This is a genomic window from Alloalcanivorax sp. C16-2, from assembly GCF_046507615.1.
GTDB lineage: Bacteria > Pseudomonadota > Gammaproteobacteria > Pseudomonadales > Alcanivoracaceae > Alloalcanivorax > Alloalcanivorax marinus_A.
This window is the reverse complement of the sequence record NZ_JBKFTL010000001.1, coordinates 1,105,968-1,120,296: the sequence shown is the minus strand read 5'-3', so window position 1 is coordinate 1,120,296 and position 14,329 is coordinate 1,105,968. Positions and strand designations below refer to the sequence as shown.

Annotated in this window: 18 protein-coding genes; 8 read left to right on the top strand and 10 right to left on the bottom strand. The window is 64.3% G+C overall.

What is annotated here, in order from left to right; all coding sequences use genetic code 11:
• Position 1: 1 nt before the first annotated feature.
• The 7 genes from ACLD02_RS05330 to ACLD02_RS05300 all read left to right on the top strand — a co-directional run bounded on the left by ACLD02_RS05330 (position 2) and on the right by ACLD02_RS05300 (position 4,067).
• Positions 2-673: a glutathione S-transferase gene (locus ACLD02_RS05330; RefSeq protein WP_203102573.1), complete on the top strand. Its 672-nt coding sequence runs from the start codon at positions 2-4 to the stop codon at positions 671-673.
• A 35-nt stretch (positions 674-708) separates the two neighbouring features.
• A complete protein-coding gene (locus tag ACLD02_RS05325; protein WP_203102575.1) occupies positions 709-1,017 on the top strand; it encodes a hypothetical protein in 309 nt (102 codons plus the stop codon).
• Positions 1,018-1,123: 106 nt separating this feature from the next.
• Entirely contained in the window at positions 1,124-1,549 is a 426-nt protein-coding gene (locus tag ACLD02_RS05320) for a copper resistance protein NlpE (RefSeq protein WP_203102577.1), read from the top strand.
• A 183-nt stretch (positions 1,550-1,732) separates the two neighbouring features.
• A complete protein-coding gene (locus ACLD02_RS05315; protein WP_410298109.1) occupies positions 1,733-2,422 on the top strand; it encodes a MotA/TolQ/ExbB proton channel family protein in 690 nt (229 codons plus the stop codon).
• Between the two features lie 3 nt (positions 2,423-2,425).
• Positions 2,426-2,806, top strand: coding sequence for an ExbD/TolR family protein (locus tag ACLD02_RS05310; RefSeq protein WP_203102581.1), 381 nt, complete (start codon positions 2,426-2,428; stop codon positions 2,804-2,806).
• The gene (locus tag ACLD02_RS05305; RefSeq protein WP_203102583.1) at positions 2,803-3,270 is read left to right on the top strand and encodes an ExbD/TolR family protein; all 468 of its coding nucleotides are present in this window, start codon (positions 2,803-2,805) and stop codon (positions 3,268-3,270) included. The genes ACLD02_RS05310 and ACLD02_RS05305 overlap by 4 nt, the downstream gene beginning before the upstream one ends.
• Complete coding sequence (locus tag ACLD02_RS05300) at positions 3,267-4,067, top strand: energy transducer TonB (protein WP_410298108.1); 801 nt, start codon at positions 3,267-3,269, stop codon at positions 4,065-4,067. Before ACLD02_RS05305 ends, ACLD02_RS05300 begins: the two co-directional genes overlap by 4 nt.
• Positions 4,068-4,283: 216 nt before the next feature.
• Here the strand turns inward: ACLD02_RS05300 and ACLD02_RS05295 are convergent, their stop codons facing one another.
• Together ACLD02_RS05295 and mpl are read right to left on the bottom strand one after the other, a co-directional pair.
• Entirely contained in the window at positions 4,284-4,898 is a 615-nt protein-coding gene (locus ACLD02_RS05295; protein ID WP_203102587.1) for a flavin prenyltransferase UbiX, read from the bottom strand.
• The gene (mpl, locus tag ACLD02_RS05290) at positions 4,895-6,253 is read right to left on the bottom strand and encodes a UDP-N-acetylmuramate:L-alanyl-gamma-D-glutamyl-meso-diaminopimelate ligase (protein WP_203102588.1); all 1,359 of its coding nucleotides are present in this window, start codon (positions 6,251-6,253) and stop codon (positions 4,895-4,897) included. Before mpl ends, ACLD02_RS05295 begins: the two co-directional genes overlap by 4 nt.
• 71 nt (positions 6,254-6,324) lie before the next feature.
• Here mpl and ACLD02_RS05285 point away from each other — a divergent pair, with 71 nt between their 5' ends.
• On the top strand, positions 6,325-6,783 hold the full coding sequence (locus ACLD02_RS05285; protein ID WP_203102589.1) for a MaoC family dehydratase: 459 nt from the start codon (positions 6,325-6,327) through the stop codon (positions 6,781-6,783).
• Positions 6,784-6,864: 81 nt separating this feature from the next.
• Here the strand turns inward: ACLD02_RS05285 and ACLD02_RS05280 are convergent, their stop codons facing one another.
• The 8 genes from ACLD02_RS05280 to urtB form a co-directional block, all read right to left on the bottom strand.
• A complete protein-coding gene (locus ACLD02_RS05280) occupies positions 6,865-7,197 on the bottom strand; it encodes an FmdB family zinc ribbon protein (protein WP_203102590.1) in 333 nt (110 codons plus the stop codon).
• Positions 7,198-7,211: 14 nt separating this feature from the next.
• Positions 7,212-8,441 carry a formamidase gene (gene fmdA / locus ACLD02_RS05275; protein ID WP_203102591.1) on the bottom strand — a complete coding sequence of 410 codons (1,230 nt, stop codon included), beginning with the start codon at positions 8,439-8,441 and terminating at the stop codon, positions 7,212-7,214.
• A 205-nt stretch (positions 8,442-8,646) separates the two neighbouring features.
• Entirely contained in the window at positions 8,647-9,675 is a 1,029-nt protein-coding gene (locus tag ACLD02_RS05270; RefSeq protein WP_410298107.1) for an AAA family ATPase, read from the bottom strand.
• Between the two features lie 16 nt (positions 9,676-9,691).
• Positions 9,692-10,732, bottom strand: a complete 1,041-nt coding sequence (locus ACLD02_RS05265) for an aliphatic amidase (protein WP_410298106.1) — start codon at positions 10,730-10,732, stop codon at positions 9,692-9,694.
• A gap of 39 nt (positions 10,733-10,771) precedes the next feature.
• Positions 10,772-11,461, bottom strand: a complete 690-nt coding sequence (urtE, locus tag ACLD02_RS05260) for an urea ABC transporter ATP-binding subunit UrtE (RefSeq protein ID WP_203102597.1) — start codon at positions 11,459-11,461, stop codon at positions 10,772-10,774.
• 16 nt (positions 11,462-11,477) lie between these two features.
• Complete coding sequence (gene urtD, locus ACLD02_RS05255; RefSeq protein WP_203102600.1) at positions 11,478-12,221, bottom strand: urea ABC transporter ATP-binding protein UrtD; 744 nt, start codon at positions 12,219-12,221, stop codon at positions 11,478-11,480.
• Complete coding sequence (gene urtC / locus ACLD02_RS05250; protein WP_203102606.1) at positions 12,218-13,378, bottom strand: urea ABC transporter permease subunit UrtC; 1,161 nt, start codon at positions 13,376-13,378, stop codon at positions 12,218-12,220. The genes urtD and urtC overlap by 4 nt, the downstream gene beginning before the upstream one ends.
• Before the next feature lie 9 nt (positions 13,379-13,387).
• Positions 13,388-14,314 (bottom strand): urea ABC transporter permease subunit UrtB, encoded by a 927-nt coding sequence (gene urtB / locus ACLD02_RS05245; protein WP_203102610.1) that lies wholly within the window; start codon positions 14,312-14,314, stop codon positions 13,388-13,390.
• Between the last annotated feature and the right edge of the window lie 15 nt (positions 14,315-14,329).

Below are 14,329 nucleotides of genomic sequence, written 5' to 3'. Positions count from 1 at the left end.
CATGATCATTGTTCATCACCTGGAACATTCCCGTTCGCAACGCATCCTCTGGCTGCTTGAGGAGCTCGAACTGCCCTACGAAATCGAACACTACCGCCGTGACCCGCGGACCAGCCTGGCGCCGGAGAGCCTGCGGCGCGTCCACCGCCTGGGCAAATCCCCGGTGATCAGCGACGGCGACACCGTGCTGGCGGAATCCGGCGCCATCATCGAATATCTGGTGGAGCGCTACGGCGACGGCCACTTCAAACCCGACACCGATAGCCAGGCCTGGCTGGACTATGTGTACTGGCTGCACTTCGCGGAGGGCTCGTTGATGCCGCTGCTGGTGATGAAGCTGGTGTTTGGCCGGGTCGCCACCGCGCCCATGCCGTTCTTCGCCAAACCCATCGCCCGCAAGATCAGCGGCCGGATGAACAGCGAGTTCCTGCAACCACGCCTTCAGGACCAGTTGGCCCTGGTGGAGGATCATCTGACACGGCACACCTGGTTCGCCGGCGACCAGCTCAGTGGCGCCGACGTGCAAATGAGCTTTCCCCTGCAGGCGGCGGCCAGCCGCGCCAACCTGGACGCCCTGCCCCATATCCGCGATTTCATTCAGCGGGTGGAGGCACGGCCCGCCTATCAGCGCGCCATCGAGCGCGGCGGTCCACTACAGCTACTGGGTGCCTGAACGCCGCCGGGAGGTTTCGCCGCCTCCCGACATCCATGCAATTTGTGACACAGCTCAAAAAACGATCCGATCCCTCTGACGCCGCTCCCTTCCCCCGTTATTCTGAGTGCCGGGTCGCCTTTCAGACCCATCAAATAATTACAAGCGCTAACAGTAAGTTACTGTTTCAAGGGCGGTTTCGCCCTAAGCTGCCGGAAGTGCGCACTGGATTTCCGCTTGAAAAAATCGGCATCCCGCCGATTCGGGGAACTATGATTTTACTCTATTTCTTGATCGCGCTGGCCGTGGGCTTTCTGATCTCGGAAGGGGTGCAACGCTACCTCGCCCGCCGTCGGGAGCAGTAACACCCCACGCGTTAAACTCTGTTAAAGCCGTGAAATCCATCACGGGGTGTTGTCTATACTGATGACCTGTTATCGAACACAGGTTTCATTGTCAGGGAGACACACCATGAAAAAGACCCTCCACGCCCTGGGCCTGGCCGCCACGCTGGGCCTGGCCGCCTGCCAAAGCCAGCCGCTCGACCCCAAAGCCTCCAGCACCGTCTACCAGGGTGTGCTGCCCTGCGCCGACTGCGCCGGCATCAAGACCACCCTTACCCTGTACCGCGACCAGGACGGCGAAGCATCGCGCTTCGAACTGCGTCAGCAATACCTGGATCGCGGCCAGGCCGGCTCCGGCCAGGTGGAGCGCGGCAACTGGGTCAGCCAGCGCATGCAGCTGGATGGCCAGAGCTACCCGCTCTACGTGCTTAACCCGGAGCAACCGGAAGAGCAGTTCCGTTTCGTGCAGAACCGCCGCAACGCCGTGGAAATGCTCAACGCCGAAGGCCAGCGTATTGATTCCGACCTCAACTACACTCTTATGCAGCAATAAACCACCTCCCCGGAAGCGGTCGTCGACCGCTTCCGGCCACCCGCCCCCGCCCCGGATCAGTGCAAATAGGAATGACTTGCATTTGAATGCGCAAGTGCTAGACTCCCGGGCACTCTGACGGCACCGTCCCTTTCCCGCTTCCTTTCCTGATGGCGGTGGCCGCTCGTCAACCGGAGTTCGGACATGACTTCTTTCCTGCACTTTCAGCTCCCGGAGTGGTTCATCGCCGGCGGTCCCGCCATGTGGTTGCTCGCACTCCTGTCGGTGGTGGCCCTGGCCACCCTGATCGCCAAGATCCTCCAGTTCGGTCGTATCCGGCCGGTCTCCAGCAAACAGGCCGACGCCCTGCTCGAACGTCTTGAGAACGGCCAGGCCCCCGGCGACATCCGCGCCGGTCAGGCGCCCATCGACCGGGTGATCGTCCAGGCCTGGCAGAACCGGAGCATGGACCCGGCCAGTTGGGAAGAAGACAGCCTGCGGCGCGGTCGCGAAGCCCTGGAAGACATGCGCGGTGGTCTGCGCACCCTGGAGGTGATCAGCGCGCTGTCACCGCTGATCGGCCTGCTGGGCACGGTGTTCGGCATGATCGGCGCCTTCCAGGCCCTGGAGGCCGCCGGTTCCCAGGTGGACCCGTCGATTCTGTCCGGCGGTATCTGGGAAGCGCTGCTGACCACCGCCGCCGGCCTGACCGTGGCGATCCCGGCCCTGGCCGCTTTCCACTGGGCGGACCGCACCATCGAGCTGTGCCGCGAGAAACTCCAGGACCGCCTGGCACGCCTCAAGGTTCAGATTCGCCGGCAAGGCGAGCGCGCCACGGCGCCGGCCAGCGAGGCCGCCGCCGAAGCACCCCGCCGCCAGGCCGTGGCCGGCTGATCCATGCATCTGGAACCGGAACGCCACCGCTCACCGAGCATCAGCCTGACGCCATTGATCGACGTGGTGTTCATCCTGCTGGTGTTCTTCATGCTGGCCAGCCGCTTCGGCGACTGGAAGGACCTGCCGGTGAACGTGCTGCCCAGCGAGGAGAGCGCCGACCAGCAGGACCGCGACTGGCTGACCTTGACGGTGACCGAAAGCGGCCAGGTGGAAATCGGCGATACCACCTACGCGCTGGATGAACTGGCCGCGCAACTGGACCCCGGCAAGACCGTGCTGATCACCGGTGAGCCGGACGCGCCGCTGCAGGCCGCCCTGGCCACCCTGGACGCGGTGCGCGCCGCCGGCGTCAAGGACGTGCAGTTGGAGCTGATGCCATGAACCTGGAAGCGCCTGACAGCGGTCGCCGACCTCCCCTGGAGCCGGTACTGCCGCTGATCAACGTGGTGTTCCTGCTGTTGATCTTTTTCATGGTGGCCGGGCAACTGGCGCCGCGCCCGGAAGGGGACGCGGAAGCGCCGGGCAGCGAAAGCGCCGCCACCGACGAAAACCCGGACCAATTGATGCTGGTGCTGGATACCGACGGGCAATTGCTGCATGAAGGCCAGCCGGTGGACGCCGAGGCGGTGGCCGCTCTGGTGCAAACCCGCCGTGAAGAACGCCAACGGCAGGCCGACAACGCCCCCGCCGAGGCGGACGCCGAGCACCCCGCCGGCCAGGAGCCGGTGCGCCTGCTGGCCGATGCCGGCACGCCCCTGAAAAGCCTGCGCGCCAAGCTGGACGTGCTGCGTGACGCCGGCATCGAGGAAGTCCGTCTGGTAACCCGGAGTAAGAGCGCCCCGTGAGCCGTAAACCGCGCCTGATTCTCGCCTGGACCCTGGCCCTCCTCGCCCACGCCAGCCTGCTGCTGAGCATAGAGAGCCTGACCCTGGCCGGGGGCCGCCCGGCCCGCCCCGGCGTGCAGCAGGCGGTGACCCTGAACCTGGCCCAGAAGCCCACGGAAAGCGCCGTGAGCACCGCCCCGCAACCGGCGCCGGAGGCCAAACCCGAACCAAAGCCCGAACCAAAACCGGAACCGAAACCCAAGCCCAAACCGAAGCCCAAACCCAAACCCGAGCCGAAGCCCAAACCCAAGCCGAAGCCCGAGCCCAAACCGGAACCCAAGCCCGAGCCCAAGCCGGACCCCAAACCGGAGCCAGAGCCCGAACCGACCCCGGAACCGGCGCCGCAACAGGGCGCGCCGGCGGACAAGGTGGACGAACAGACCCGCGTCGCCTCCGGCCAGCAGCAGCCGCAGGGGCAGAAAGGCATCGCCGGCGACCCCGGCAAGGGCGTGCACCGCAGCGGCGACCACGACAACCTGCTCAATCGCTACCTGCGCAAGGTGCGCGATACCATTGAGTACAACAAGGAATACCCGGCCCGGGCGCGCATGCGCCGCCAGCAGGGCGTGGTGGAAGTGAGCTTCATGCTGGACAGCAACGGCCGCGCCAGCGACGTGACCCTGAAGAGCAGCTCCGACAGCCGCATTCTCGATCAGCAATCCGTGGAACTGGTACGCCGCCTGCGCTTCCCGGAACCACCGGCGGAGCTGGCCGGCGAGCCGATCTCGGTGACCGTGCCGATTCACTATACGCTCTAGAGGGGGGCTCCGGGGCCGGAGGGGTTCTATCCTGGCCCGCGTCTCGGAGTGATCCCCCTTCCGGGAACGCCGTGAACCCGTCCATGGGGGCTCCCGGTCAAACATCCTGTTTGACAGGGTCCCGGAAGGGGGATCACTCCGAGACGCTCCAAGGTAACCGTCACGGTTGGCTCCGGAGTTCTGTTGGAGGGATTTGTTTGTAGGAGCGACTGGGCGCTATTCCTCGCCCCAGCGCTTCACCAGGGTCTGCGGCACGCCGAGCTGATCGAGGATGCGCGCCACCACGAAATCCACCAGATCGTCCACGCTCGCCGGCCGGTGATAGAAGCCTGGCGCGGCGGGGAGGATGGTCACCCCCAGCCGCGCCAGTTTGAGCATGTTCTCCAGATGGATCGCCGAGAACGGACTTTCGCGGGGTACCAGAATCAACTGACGGCGCTCCTTAAGCGCCACGTCGGCGGCCCGCTCGATCAGGTTGTCGCTGGCGCCGGCGGCGATCGCCGACAGCGTGCCGGTGGAGCACGGGCACACCACCATGGACGCCGGCGCGCCGGAGCCGGAGGCCACCGGCGCGGTCCATTGCTCCAGCCCGCACACCACCAGCCGCCCCTTATCGGTGGCGGCGAAATCGCGCAGCGCCGCCTCCGCCTTGCCGGTTCCCGCTGGCAGGGCGAGATCCGTTTCCATGCCGATCACCACCCGCGCCGCCTTGGACAGGATCACGAACACTTCGCAATCCGCCGCCAGCAAACAGCGCAGCAAGCGCAGGCCGTAGGGCGCCCCGGAGGCGCCGGTGAAGGCCAGCGTCACCCGTTGCCGCGCCTTGCTCATGCCCGCCTCCCGCGCAGCGCCGCCAGCAGCTTTTCGTGGACACCGCCGAAACCGCCGTTGCTCATCACCACCACGTTAAGCGGGCCCGGCTCGGCGGCCACCGTGGCCACCAGCTCATCCAGATCCCGGGATACCGAGGCCGGCACCGGTGACTCCGCCACCACCGGGTCCAGGGACCAGTCCAATCCCGGCGGCTGATACCAGATCACCCGGTCGGCGTCGGCGGTACTGGCCGCCAGGGCATCGCGGTGACGGCCCAGGCGCATGGTGTTGGAACGCGGCTCGATCACCGCCAGCACGCGCTCGTCGCCGACCTTGCGGCGCAGGCCCTCCAGGGTGGTGGCGATGGCGGTGGGATGGTGGGCGAAATCGTCATAAACGCGCACGCCGCCGATCTCGCCGCGCAGTTCCATGCGCCGCTTGACGCCCTGGAACTCGCACAGAGCGGCGGCGCCGTCCGCCAGGGTCACGCCCACATGGCGGGCGGCCAGCAGCGCCGCCATGGCGTTGTTGACGTTGTGGCGGCCGGTCAGGTCCCACTCCACCCGGGCCGCCTCGCGACCGTTCTCCAGCACCGTGAACACGCCGCCGTCGGCGCGATCCAACCGGTAACCGGGCTCACCCCGCTCGGCGAAGCGCTCCACCTCGCTCCAGCAGCCCTTGTCCAGGGTCTCTTCCAGGGCCGCCTCGCCGGCGGGCAGGATAATGCGGCCCTGGGACGGGATGGTGCGGATCAGATGGTGGAACTGGGTCTGGATGGCGCCCAGATCGGCGAAGATATCCGCGTGATCGAACTCCAGATTGTTGAGGATCGCGGTACGCGGCCGGTAATGGACGAACTTGCTGCGTTTGTCGAAGAAGGCGGTGTCGTACTCGTCCGCCTCCACCACGAAGAATGGCGTGTCACCGAGACGAGCGGAAACGCCGAAGTTGCCCGGCACGCCGCCGATCAGATAGCCCGGCGCCAGGCCGGCGTATTCCAGAATCCAGGCCAGCATGGAGCTGGTGGTGGTCTTGCCATGGGTGCCGGCCACCGCCAGCACCCAGCGGCCCGGCAGCACCACCTCGGCGAGCATCTGCGCGCCGGAGGTGTAGGGCAGCCCCTGGTCGAGCAGGTACTCCACCGCCGGATTACCCCGGCTCAGGGCATTGCCCACCACCACCAGATCCGGCGCCGGGTCCAGCTGGGCCGGGTCGTAGCCCTCGATCAGATCAATACCGGCGGCGGCCAGTTGATCGCTCATCGGCGGGTAGACGTTCTGGTCGGAGCCGGTGACCCGGTGCCCCTTGGCCCGGGCCAGCAGCGCCAGCGACCCCATGAAGGTGCCGCAGATACCGAGAATATGGATGTGCATGAAAACCTCGAAAAACAGCTGCAGGCAGGATACAACATCGGCTGCAACTTTGAATCGTTCGAGGAGAGACCATGCTGACAATAACCAGCCCCGAGGAACTGAGTGCCTGGGAGGGCAAGGAACTGGGCGTCACCGAGTGGATGACGATCAGCCAGGAACGCATTGACCAGTTCGCCGAGGCCACCGGGGACTTCCAGTGGATTCATGTGGACGCGGACCGGGCGGCCAAGGAATCGCCGTTTGGCGGCACCATCGCCCACGGCTACCTGACGCTGTCGCTGATACCCATGTTCAAGGACCAGATCTACACCATCGAAGGAGCCAAGGCGGGTATCAACTACGGCCTGAACGGCTGCCGTTTTCTCGCCCCGGTACCCGCCGGCGCCCGTGTGCGCGGACGTTTCATCATGAAATCCGTGCAGCAGAAAGGCGAAGGCCGCTACCTGCTCTGCAACGAGATCACCATCGAACTGGAAGGCAGCGACAAGCCGGCCTGCGTGGCGGAAAGCCTGGGGATGGTCTTGTTCTGAACGCACCGTAGGAGCGGCTTCAGCCGCGATCAGCGCTGGTTCGATCGCGGCTGAAGCCGCTCCTACGAGGGCGTTTTTGCGTCAGTGGCTGATCATCCAGGGCCGGGCCGAGGGAAACATCTTCTTGCCGTCGGCGGTGTAGAAGACCTTGGGTTTGGCCTTGGCGTGGTGGCAGCAGCCCTGTTCCTTTTCCGTGTGGTGATTGCCCCGGCGCGGCTCGTGGGCGGCCCGTTCATTGCGCGCGAACGCCGCGCGCCGTTCCGGGGCCATGTCCAACACCTGGGGCGCCACCAGAATCACCCGGGCGCACAGCGTTCCGCAGCTGGGGCAGGCGCGGGCTTCCCCCGCGTCCGCCACCTCCACCAGCTGGTGGAACAGGCCATGCTCGGCGCACTTGTAATCGTACAGCGGCATGTGTTCGCCCTCCCCTACTTATCCTTGGCCAGCGGCACGTCGGTGCTGCCGGCGACGCTGTGCTGCGGCCCGTCCGGCCCCGGTTTGACGTCGAAGTCGAAGATGTCCGTGGGCAGCCACAGGGTGGCGCAGGCATTGGGCACGTCCACCACCCCGCTGATGTGGCCCTGTACCGGCGCGCAGCCGAGCAGCGAGTAGGCCTGGGCGCCGGTGTAGCCGAATTTCTTCAGGTATTCGATGGCATTGAGGCAGGCCTGCCGGTAGGCGATGTGCACGTCCAGGTAGTGCTGCTTGCCCTGCTCGTCCACGGAGATGCCCTCGAAGATCAGGTAGTCATCGTACTTGGGCGCCATGGGGCTGGGCTTGAAGATCGGGTTCTTGATGGCGTATTTCTCCATGCCGCCCTTGATCAGATTGACGCGCATGTGAATCCAGCCGGCCATTTCGATGGCGCCGCAGAAAGTGATTTCGCCGTCGCCCTGGCTGAAGTGCAGGTCGCCCACGGACAGGCCGGCGTCCTTCACATATACCGGGAAATAAACCTGGGAGCCCCGGGACAGATCCTTGATGTCGCAGTTGCCACCGTGTTCCCGGGGCGGCACGGTGCGCGCGCCCTCGGCGGCGGCGCTGTCGCGGTCGCTGCCCTTGAGCTTGCCCATGTGGGCGGTGTCGGCGAACGGCAGATTGACCAGCCCGGGCACGCGGTCCGGCTCGGTGTCATAGAGTTCCTTTTCGCGGTCGTTCCATTCCTTGAGCATTTCCTTGGACGGCAGGCAGCCGATCAAACCGGGGTGGATCAGGCCGGCGAATTCCACGCCGGGAATATGGCGGGACTTGGTGAACATGCCGTTGAAATCCCAGATCGTCTTTTGCGCTTCCGGGAAGTGTTCGGTAAGGAAGCCGCCGCCGTTCTGTTTCGAGAAGAAACCGTTGAAGCCCCACTGGCTTTCGTCGAAGGCACCGATATCGAGGATGTCGACCACCAGCAGGTCGCCGGGCTCGGCGCCTTCCACGCCCACCGGGCCGGTGAGGAAGTGCACCTGGGTCAGGTCCACGTCGCGCACGTCCTCGGCGTTGTCGTTGTTGCCAATCTGGCCGCCGGTCCAGTCGTGGCATTCGACGATGAAATCGTCACCGGGCTTGACCATGGCGGCCATGGGGATGTCCGGGTGCCAGCGGTTATGAACGCCTTCGTTGTCGTAGGGGGATTTATTCAGGTCGATCTTGATGATGGTGTCAGCCATGGTGCCTCCGGTTGGCGAGCCTGTTTTCGTTATTAGATTAGGCAGCATGGACGACGGGGGGCATTCGTGAAAGGGCCGATGGAGGTACGTCAGATGACGTATTGTTCGGGGATGGCTGCCGTGGGGTGGGTTCTCTCGTGGGCCGGTTTCTCCAGCGCGGGCCGCGAGCCAGCCGGTGGCTCCGTAGTTGGTGTGGGGTTTGGGGTTATTCCGGGGTGACGTGGAGACGGTCCTGGTGGAGGGAAGCGTGGAAACGGGTTTGGTCCGGGTGCTCGAGCAGGGCGCGGGCGAGGGGCGGTTCCAGGTGGGTGCGCAAACGGCGGGCCAGGTGGCGGGCGCCGTAGGCCGGGTCGTGGTGTTGTTGCAACCAGGCGCGGGCGCTGTTGTCCAGGGTCAGGGTGGCGTCGCGGCGGGCGAGGCGTTGCTGAAGCTGGGCCAGTTCGATGTCCAGGAGGGCGTCGAGGCGGTCGTCGCCGAGGGGCTGAAAGTGATGAATCCGGTCGATGCGATTGAGAAATTCCGGATCGAAGCGTTGCCGCAGAGCCTGCTCCACTTTTTGCCGGGCGCCGCGGTCGCCGGCGCCGAACCAGCGGCGCCAGCCTTGGCGGTGGCGGCGACGATGGGCGGCGGCGCCGATGTTGCTGGTCATCAGGATAAGGCTGTTGCGAAAATCCAGGCGTCTGGTGCCCCCTGACAGCACCAGACGCCCCCGTTCCAGCACATTGAGCAGGGTTCGGATCACATCGGTATCCGCTTTTTCCAGCTCGTCGAAGAGCACGATGCCGGGCTTGCCGTAACTGCCCTGGATGGCATCGCTGTCAAACAGGGTGTGACCTTCCTTGCTGCCCACGTAGCCCGGCGGCGCGCCGGTAAGGGCGGCGGCGTAATGCTCCTGAGCCAGGGTGTTCATGTCGATGCGGCAGAGGGCGTCGGGGTGGCCGTGGATGGCCTCGGCGAGCAGCCGGGCGGTTTCCGTTTTACCGACACCGGTGGGCCCGGCGAACAGATGCACGGCCAGGGGCCGCTGGGGGTCTCCCAGGTCCGCTTTGAGCACCCAGAGCATGTCCTCCAGGGCATCCAGCACCGGGTCCTGGCCCACCAGACGGGCGCGCAGCAGAGCCATCACGCTGTCCGGCTCGAACACGAAGCGCGCCGCCCGTTCCGGCCGGGCGGCGCGGCGCTCCCGGTTCAGTTGTTCCCGGTTCTCCGCCAGGCGGTCGTTGATGAACGGCATGGTCGCGGACACACCCTCAGGCGGTTTTTTCCTTGCCTTCCACCGGCAGCTCACCCACCGGGCAGTCGGCCACCCCCACCGTGGAACGGGTCATGGCTTCCACGTTTTCCCGGGCTTTTTGCGCGTCCATCACCCAGGTCCGATAGAACTCGAACGGACAGTCGGCGATGCCCTTGTCACCGTCACCGGAGGCATGCACGCCGGAGTAGCCCCGATGCAGCAGCTTGAACAGATGGTTCTGGGATTGGTCGTTGGCGCGGGCGTCACGGATCTCGCTGACCGAAAGCTGGGCGTATTGGATGCCCATTTCCTCCTCGCCGCATTCGCCCAGGGTACGACCGTCGAAGCCGATGATCGCCGAGTGGCCGAAGTAGGAATAGACACCGTCGAAACCGGTGGCGTTGGCCACCGCCACGTAGCAGTTGTTGGCCCAGGCCATGCTCTTGGCCATCATCACCTGCTGATCCTTGGCCGGATACATATAGCCCTGGCAGCGTACGATCAGCTCGGCGCCTTTCATGGCGCAGTCCCGCCAGATTTCCGGGTAGTTGCCGTCGTCACAGATGATCAGGCTGATCTTCAAGCCCTTGGGCCCCTCGGAGACGTAGGTGGTGTCGCCGGGGTACCAGCCTTCGATGGGACACCAGGGAATGCACTTGCGGTATTTCTGCACCACTTCGCCGTGATTATTGATCAGCACCAGGGTGTTATAAGGCGCTTTCTTCGGATGTTCCTCGTGGCGTTCGCCGGTGAGCGAGAACACTCCCCAGGTGTTGGCTTCCCGGCAGGCGGCGGAGAAGATGGCGGTTTCGTCGCCGGGCACGGTGGCGGCGGTGTCCATCATCTCATCCGGGTCGTACATGATGCCCATGGTGCTGTATTCCGGAAAGATCACCAGATCCATGCCGGGCAGCCCCTGCTTCATGCCCTTGATCATATCGGCGATGGCGCGGGCGTTATCGAGTACCTCGGCGCGGCTGTGCAGGCGTGGCATTTTATAGTTGACCACGGCCACGCCGACCGTGTCCTTGCTGCTGGAAATATCACCGTGTCGCATGGGTTCGCTCCTCGTCGGGTGAAGTGCGTTGTAAAAGAGTCAGACCGACAGATAGCCGGCGATTTTTTCCTGGTCGGCGCCCTCGCCCGCTTCCTCATGGACGATATCGCCTTTCTCGATCACCAGGATGCGGTCGGCGATGTCCATGACGAAGCTGAGCACCTGCTCGGACACCACGATGGACAGGCCCCGCTCGTCGCGAATGCGCTTCAGGGTGCGTGCCATCTCCTGGATGATGGAGGGCTGAATGCCCTCGGTGGGCTCGTCGAGCAGCAACACCCGGGGGCGCGTCGCCAGGGCCCGGGCGATGGCCAGTTGCTGCTGCTGGCCACCGGACAGGTTGCCGCCGCGCCGGTGCTGCATTTCCTCCAGCACCGGGAACAGCTCGTAGAGATCCTGGGGGACCTTTTTTTCGCCCACCGCGGCGAGGCCGGTTTCGATATTTTCGCGCACCGTCAGAGTGGGAAAAATCATTCGCCCCTGGGGCACGAAACCGAGCCCGGCGCGCACCCGCTGAAAGCTTTTCATGGGCGTCAGGTTGGCGTCGCCGAGCTGTACGCTGCCGCCTCGGGTCGGGGTCATGCCGATCAGCGATTTCATCAACGTGGTCTTGCCCATGCCGTTGCGGCCCACCACGGCGACGATCTCGTTTTCCGCCACCGACAGATCCAGGTCGCGGATGATGGTGCTCTGGCCATAGGCCACGGAGTGATGATTGACGGTAAGCATGTGCTCCTCCGGGGCATCAATGGCCCAGATAGACTTCGATGACTTTCGGGTCGTTCTTGACGTGCTCAATGGAGCCTTCCGAGAGCACCTTGCCCTGGTGCATCACCGTGACCCGGTCGGCGATGTCGCCGACGAACTGCATGTCGTGTTCGATCACCAACACGGTGTGGTCACGGGTAATCACCCGTAACAACTCGGCGGTCTGCCTGCGCTCGGCCACGGACATACCGGCCACCGGCTCGTCAAGCATCAGAAGATCCGGTTTCTGGATCAGCAGCATGCCGATCTCCAGCCACTGCTTCTGACCATGGCTGAGCAGGCCCGCCGGCTGGTCCAGCAGGTCCTTGAGAAAGATGGTGCCGGCCACCTCCTCCACCGCCTCCATCACCGCCGTATCCCGTTTGAACGCCAGCGAGCCCATCACCGTGTGCCCCTCGGGGTAGGACACTTCCAGGTTCTCGAACACGGTGAGGTCCTCGAACACGGAAGGGTTCTGAAACTTGCGCCCCACCCCCGCGTGCACGATCTGGTGTTCCTTCATTTTGGTGAGTTCCTTGCCCCGGAAGCGGATCGAGCCGGAAGTGGCGCGGGTTTTTCCGCAGATCAGATCGAGCACCGTGGTCTTGCCGGCCCCATTGGGGCCGATGATCACGCGGATTTCCTTGGGGTCGAGATAGAACGACAGATCATCCACCGCCTTGAAGCCATCGAACGACACCGTCAACCCTTCTACCGCGAGCAGGAATTGGTCTTTGTTCATGAGGATTTCTCCGCGCCGAGGGAACCGGAAAGCGCCGCGTCGTCATTGCCCGCGTCGCCGCTCTTGCCGCGTTTGAATAAACGGTCCTCCAGCGGCATCACATAGCGCTGGTAGAGGCCGGCCAGACCATTGGGGAAAGCCAGCACCACGCCAATGAAGAGCGCTCCCATGGCGTAGGGCCACAGTTCCGGGAAGGATTCCGAGAAGCCGCTTTTGGCGGCGTTCACCAGCAACGCGCCATAGACTCCGCCAAGCAGTGAATAGCGTCCGCCCAGGGCGCAGAACACCACCATCTCAATGGACGGCACGATGCCCACGAACGACGGCGACATGAAACCCACCTGCAGGGTGAACAGCGCCCCACCGATGCCGGCGAAAGCGGCCGCCAGGCAGAAGATGAAGACCTTGAAGGAAGCCACGTCGTAGCCGGAGAAACGCACCCGGTTTTCCTGATCGCGCATGGCGACCAGAATCCGGCCGAACTTGCTGTTCTGTACATAGCGCGCCACGAACAGGCACAGGAACAACATCGCCACGCACACGAAGTACAGGGTGGTCTTGGCTTCATCGGTGCGGATATTCCAGCCCAGCAGAGTCTGCAGGTCGGTGATGCCGTTGACGCCACCGGTGTAACCCTGCTGGCCGATGATCAGGATGGTGAGAATGGAGGCGATCGCCTGGGTGATAATGGCGAAGTACACCCCGCCCACGCGCCGCTTGAACATCGCCACGCCAATGATGAAGGCGAGGATCATGGGTACCGCGATCACCGCCAGCAGGGTGAACGAGAAGCTGTGGAACGGTTCCCAGAACCAGGGCAGTTCGGTGACCTGGTTCCAATCCATGAAGTCGGGAATGCCCGGCGTGGACTGTTGCGCGGTGGCTTCCGGCGTGGACGCCTCCAGCTTCAGAAACATGGCCATGCAGTAGCCACCCAGGCCGAAAAACACGCCCTGACCGAGGCTGAGAATGCCGGCCTTGCCCCAGCACATCACCAGCCCCACGGCAACGAATGCATAGGTGAGGTATTTACCGACCATGTTGAGCCGGAACGAATCCAGCAGCGCCGGCAACACCAATACCAGCAGTACCGCCAGCGCCAGATAGTAAAGACCTTCCCGGGACACCAGCCATTTAACGGGAGAAGAGTTTTTCATGGCGGACTCCTAGCGACGGACCTTGAGGGCCATCAGGCCTTCGGGGCGCAACATCAGAATGATCACCACCGTCAGCAGGGTCAGTACCTTGGCCATGGAACCGCTCAGGAAGAATTCCATGGTGGACTGCGACTGGGAGATGGTGAACGCGGATACGATGGTGCCGATCAGGCTCTGGGCGCCGCCAAACACCACCACCAGGAAGGTGTCGACGATATAGGCCTGGCCCGACGACGGGCCGGTGGAACCGATCATGGTGAAGGCACTGCCGGCCACGCCGGCGATACCACAGCCCAACGCGAAGGTGGCGCGGTCGACGCCGGCGGTGTTAATGCCCACCGCCTCGGCCATGGGGCGGTTCTGCACCACGGCGCGCACCTTACGGCCCCAGCCGGAACGAAACATCAGCAGGTACACCGCCAGGGCAATGCTCAAGGCGATGATCATCACGAACAGGCCGTTAATGGGAATCTGCACCAGATCGGTGACCTGGAACGCCCCCATCATCCATTGCGGCAGCTCCACGCCCACTTCCCGGGCGCCGAAAATCGAACGGTAGGCCTGCTGCATGATCAGGCTCAGGCCCCAGGTGGCGAGCAGTGTGTCCAGGGGGCGCCGGTAAAGATGGCGCACCATGGCCCACTCCACGAACGCCCCCAGGGCCGCCGAGAAGAGAAAGGCCAACAGCATGGCGACGAAGAAATATCCGGCGAACAATCCGGGCAGATAATTCTCGAACAGGTTGGCGGTCAGATAGGTGGTATAGGCCCCGAGAATCATGAATTCCCCGTGGGCCATGTTGATCACGCCCATCTGGCCAAAGATGATCGCCAGGCCCATGGCCATCAGGACGAACACCGAGAACAGGGACAAGCCGGCGAACCCCTGCATGGCGAAGATGGACATCAGTTCCGTGGTGGAATAATCAGCGAACATGGCAAGGTTCCCCTG

Bases quoted from the DNA above. Each gene is read 5' to 3' on its own strand.
- ACLD02_RS05325 (WP_203102575.1), top strand. From the start codon at position 709: ATGCAATTTGTGACACAGCTCAAAAAACGATCCGATCCCTCTGACGCC.
- ACLD02_RS05315 (WP_410298109.1), top strand. From the start codon at position 1,733: ATGACTTCTTTCCTGCACTTTCAGCTCCCGGAGTGGTTCATCGCCGGC.
- ACLD02_RS05280 (WP_203102590.1), bottom strand. From the start codon at position 7,197: ATGCCGCTGTACGATTACAAGTGCGCCGAGCATGGCCTGTTCCACCAG.
- ACLD02_RS05320 (WP_203102577.1), top strand. From the start codon at position 1,124: ATGAAAAAGACCCTCCACGCCCTGGGCCTGGCCGCCACGCTGGGCCTG.
- urtC (WP_203102606.1), bottom strand. From the start codon at position 13,378: ATGAAAAACTCTTCTCCCGTTAAATGGCTGGTGTCCCGGGAAGGTCTT.
- fmdA (WP_203102591.1), bottom strand. From the start codon at position 8,441: ATGGCTGACACCATCATCAAGATCGACCTGAATAAATCCCCCTACGAC.
- ACLD02_RS05265 (WP_410298106.1), bottom strand. From the start codon at position 10,732: ATGCGACACGGTGATATTTCCAGCAGCAAGGACACGGTCGGCGTGGCC.
- urtE (WP_203102597.1), bottom strand. From the start codon at position 11,461: ATGCTTACCGTCAATCATCACTCCGTGGCCTATGGCCAGAGCACCATC.
- mpl (WP_203102588.1), bottom strand. From the start codon at position 6,253: ATGCACATCCATATTCTCGGTATCTGCGGCACCTTCATGGGGTCGCTG.
- ACLD02_RS05295 (WP_203102587.1), bottom strand. From the start codon at position 4,898: ATGAGCAAGGCGCGGCAACGGGTGACGCTGGCCTTCACCGGCGCCTCC.
- ACLD02_RS05330 (WP_203102573.1), top strand. From the start codon at position 2: ATGATCATTGTTCATCACCTGGAACATTCCCGTTCGCAACGCATCCTC.
- ACLD02_RS05310 (WP_203102581.1), top strand. From the start codon at position 2,426: ATGCATCTGGAACCGGAACGCCACCGCTCACCGAGCATCAGCCTGACG.
- urtB (WP_203102610.1), bottom strand. From the start codon at position 14,314: ATGTTCGCTGATTATTCCACCACGGAACTGATGTCCATCTTCGCCATG.
- ACLD02_RS05270 (WP_410298107.1), bottom strand. From the start codon at position 9,675: ATGCCGTTCATCAACGACCGCCTGGCGGAGAACCGGGAACAACTGAAC.
- ACLD02_RS05305 (WP_203102583.1), top strand. From the start codon at position 2,803: ATGAACCTGGAAGCGCCTGACAGCGGTCGCCGACCTCCCCTGGAGCCG.
- ACLD02_RS05285 (WP_203102589.1), top strand. From the start codon at position 6,325: ATGCTGACAATAACCAGCCCCGAGGAACTGAGTGCCTGGGAGGGCAAG.
- urtD (WP_203102600.1), bottom strand. From the start codon at position 12,221: ATGAACAAAGACCAATTCCTGCTCGCGGTAGAAGGGTTGACGGTGTCG.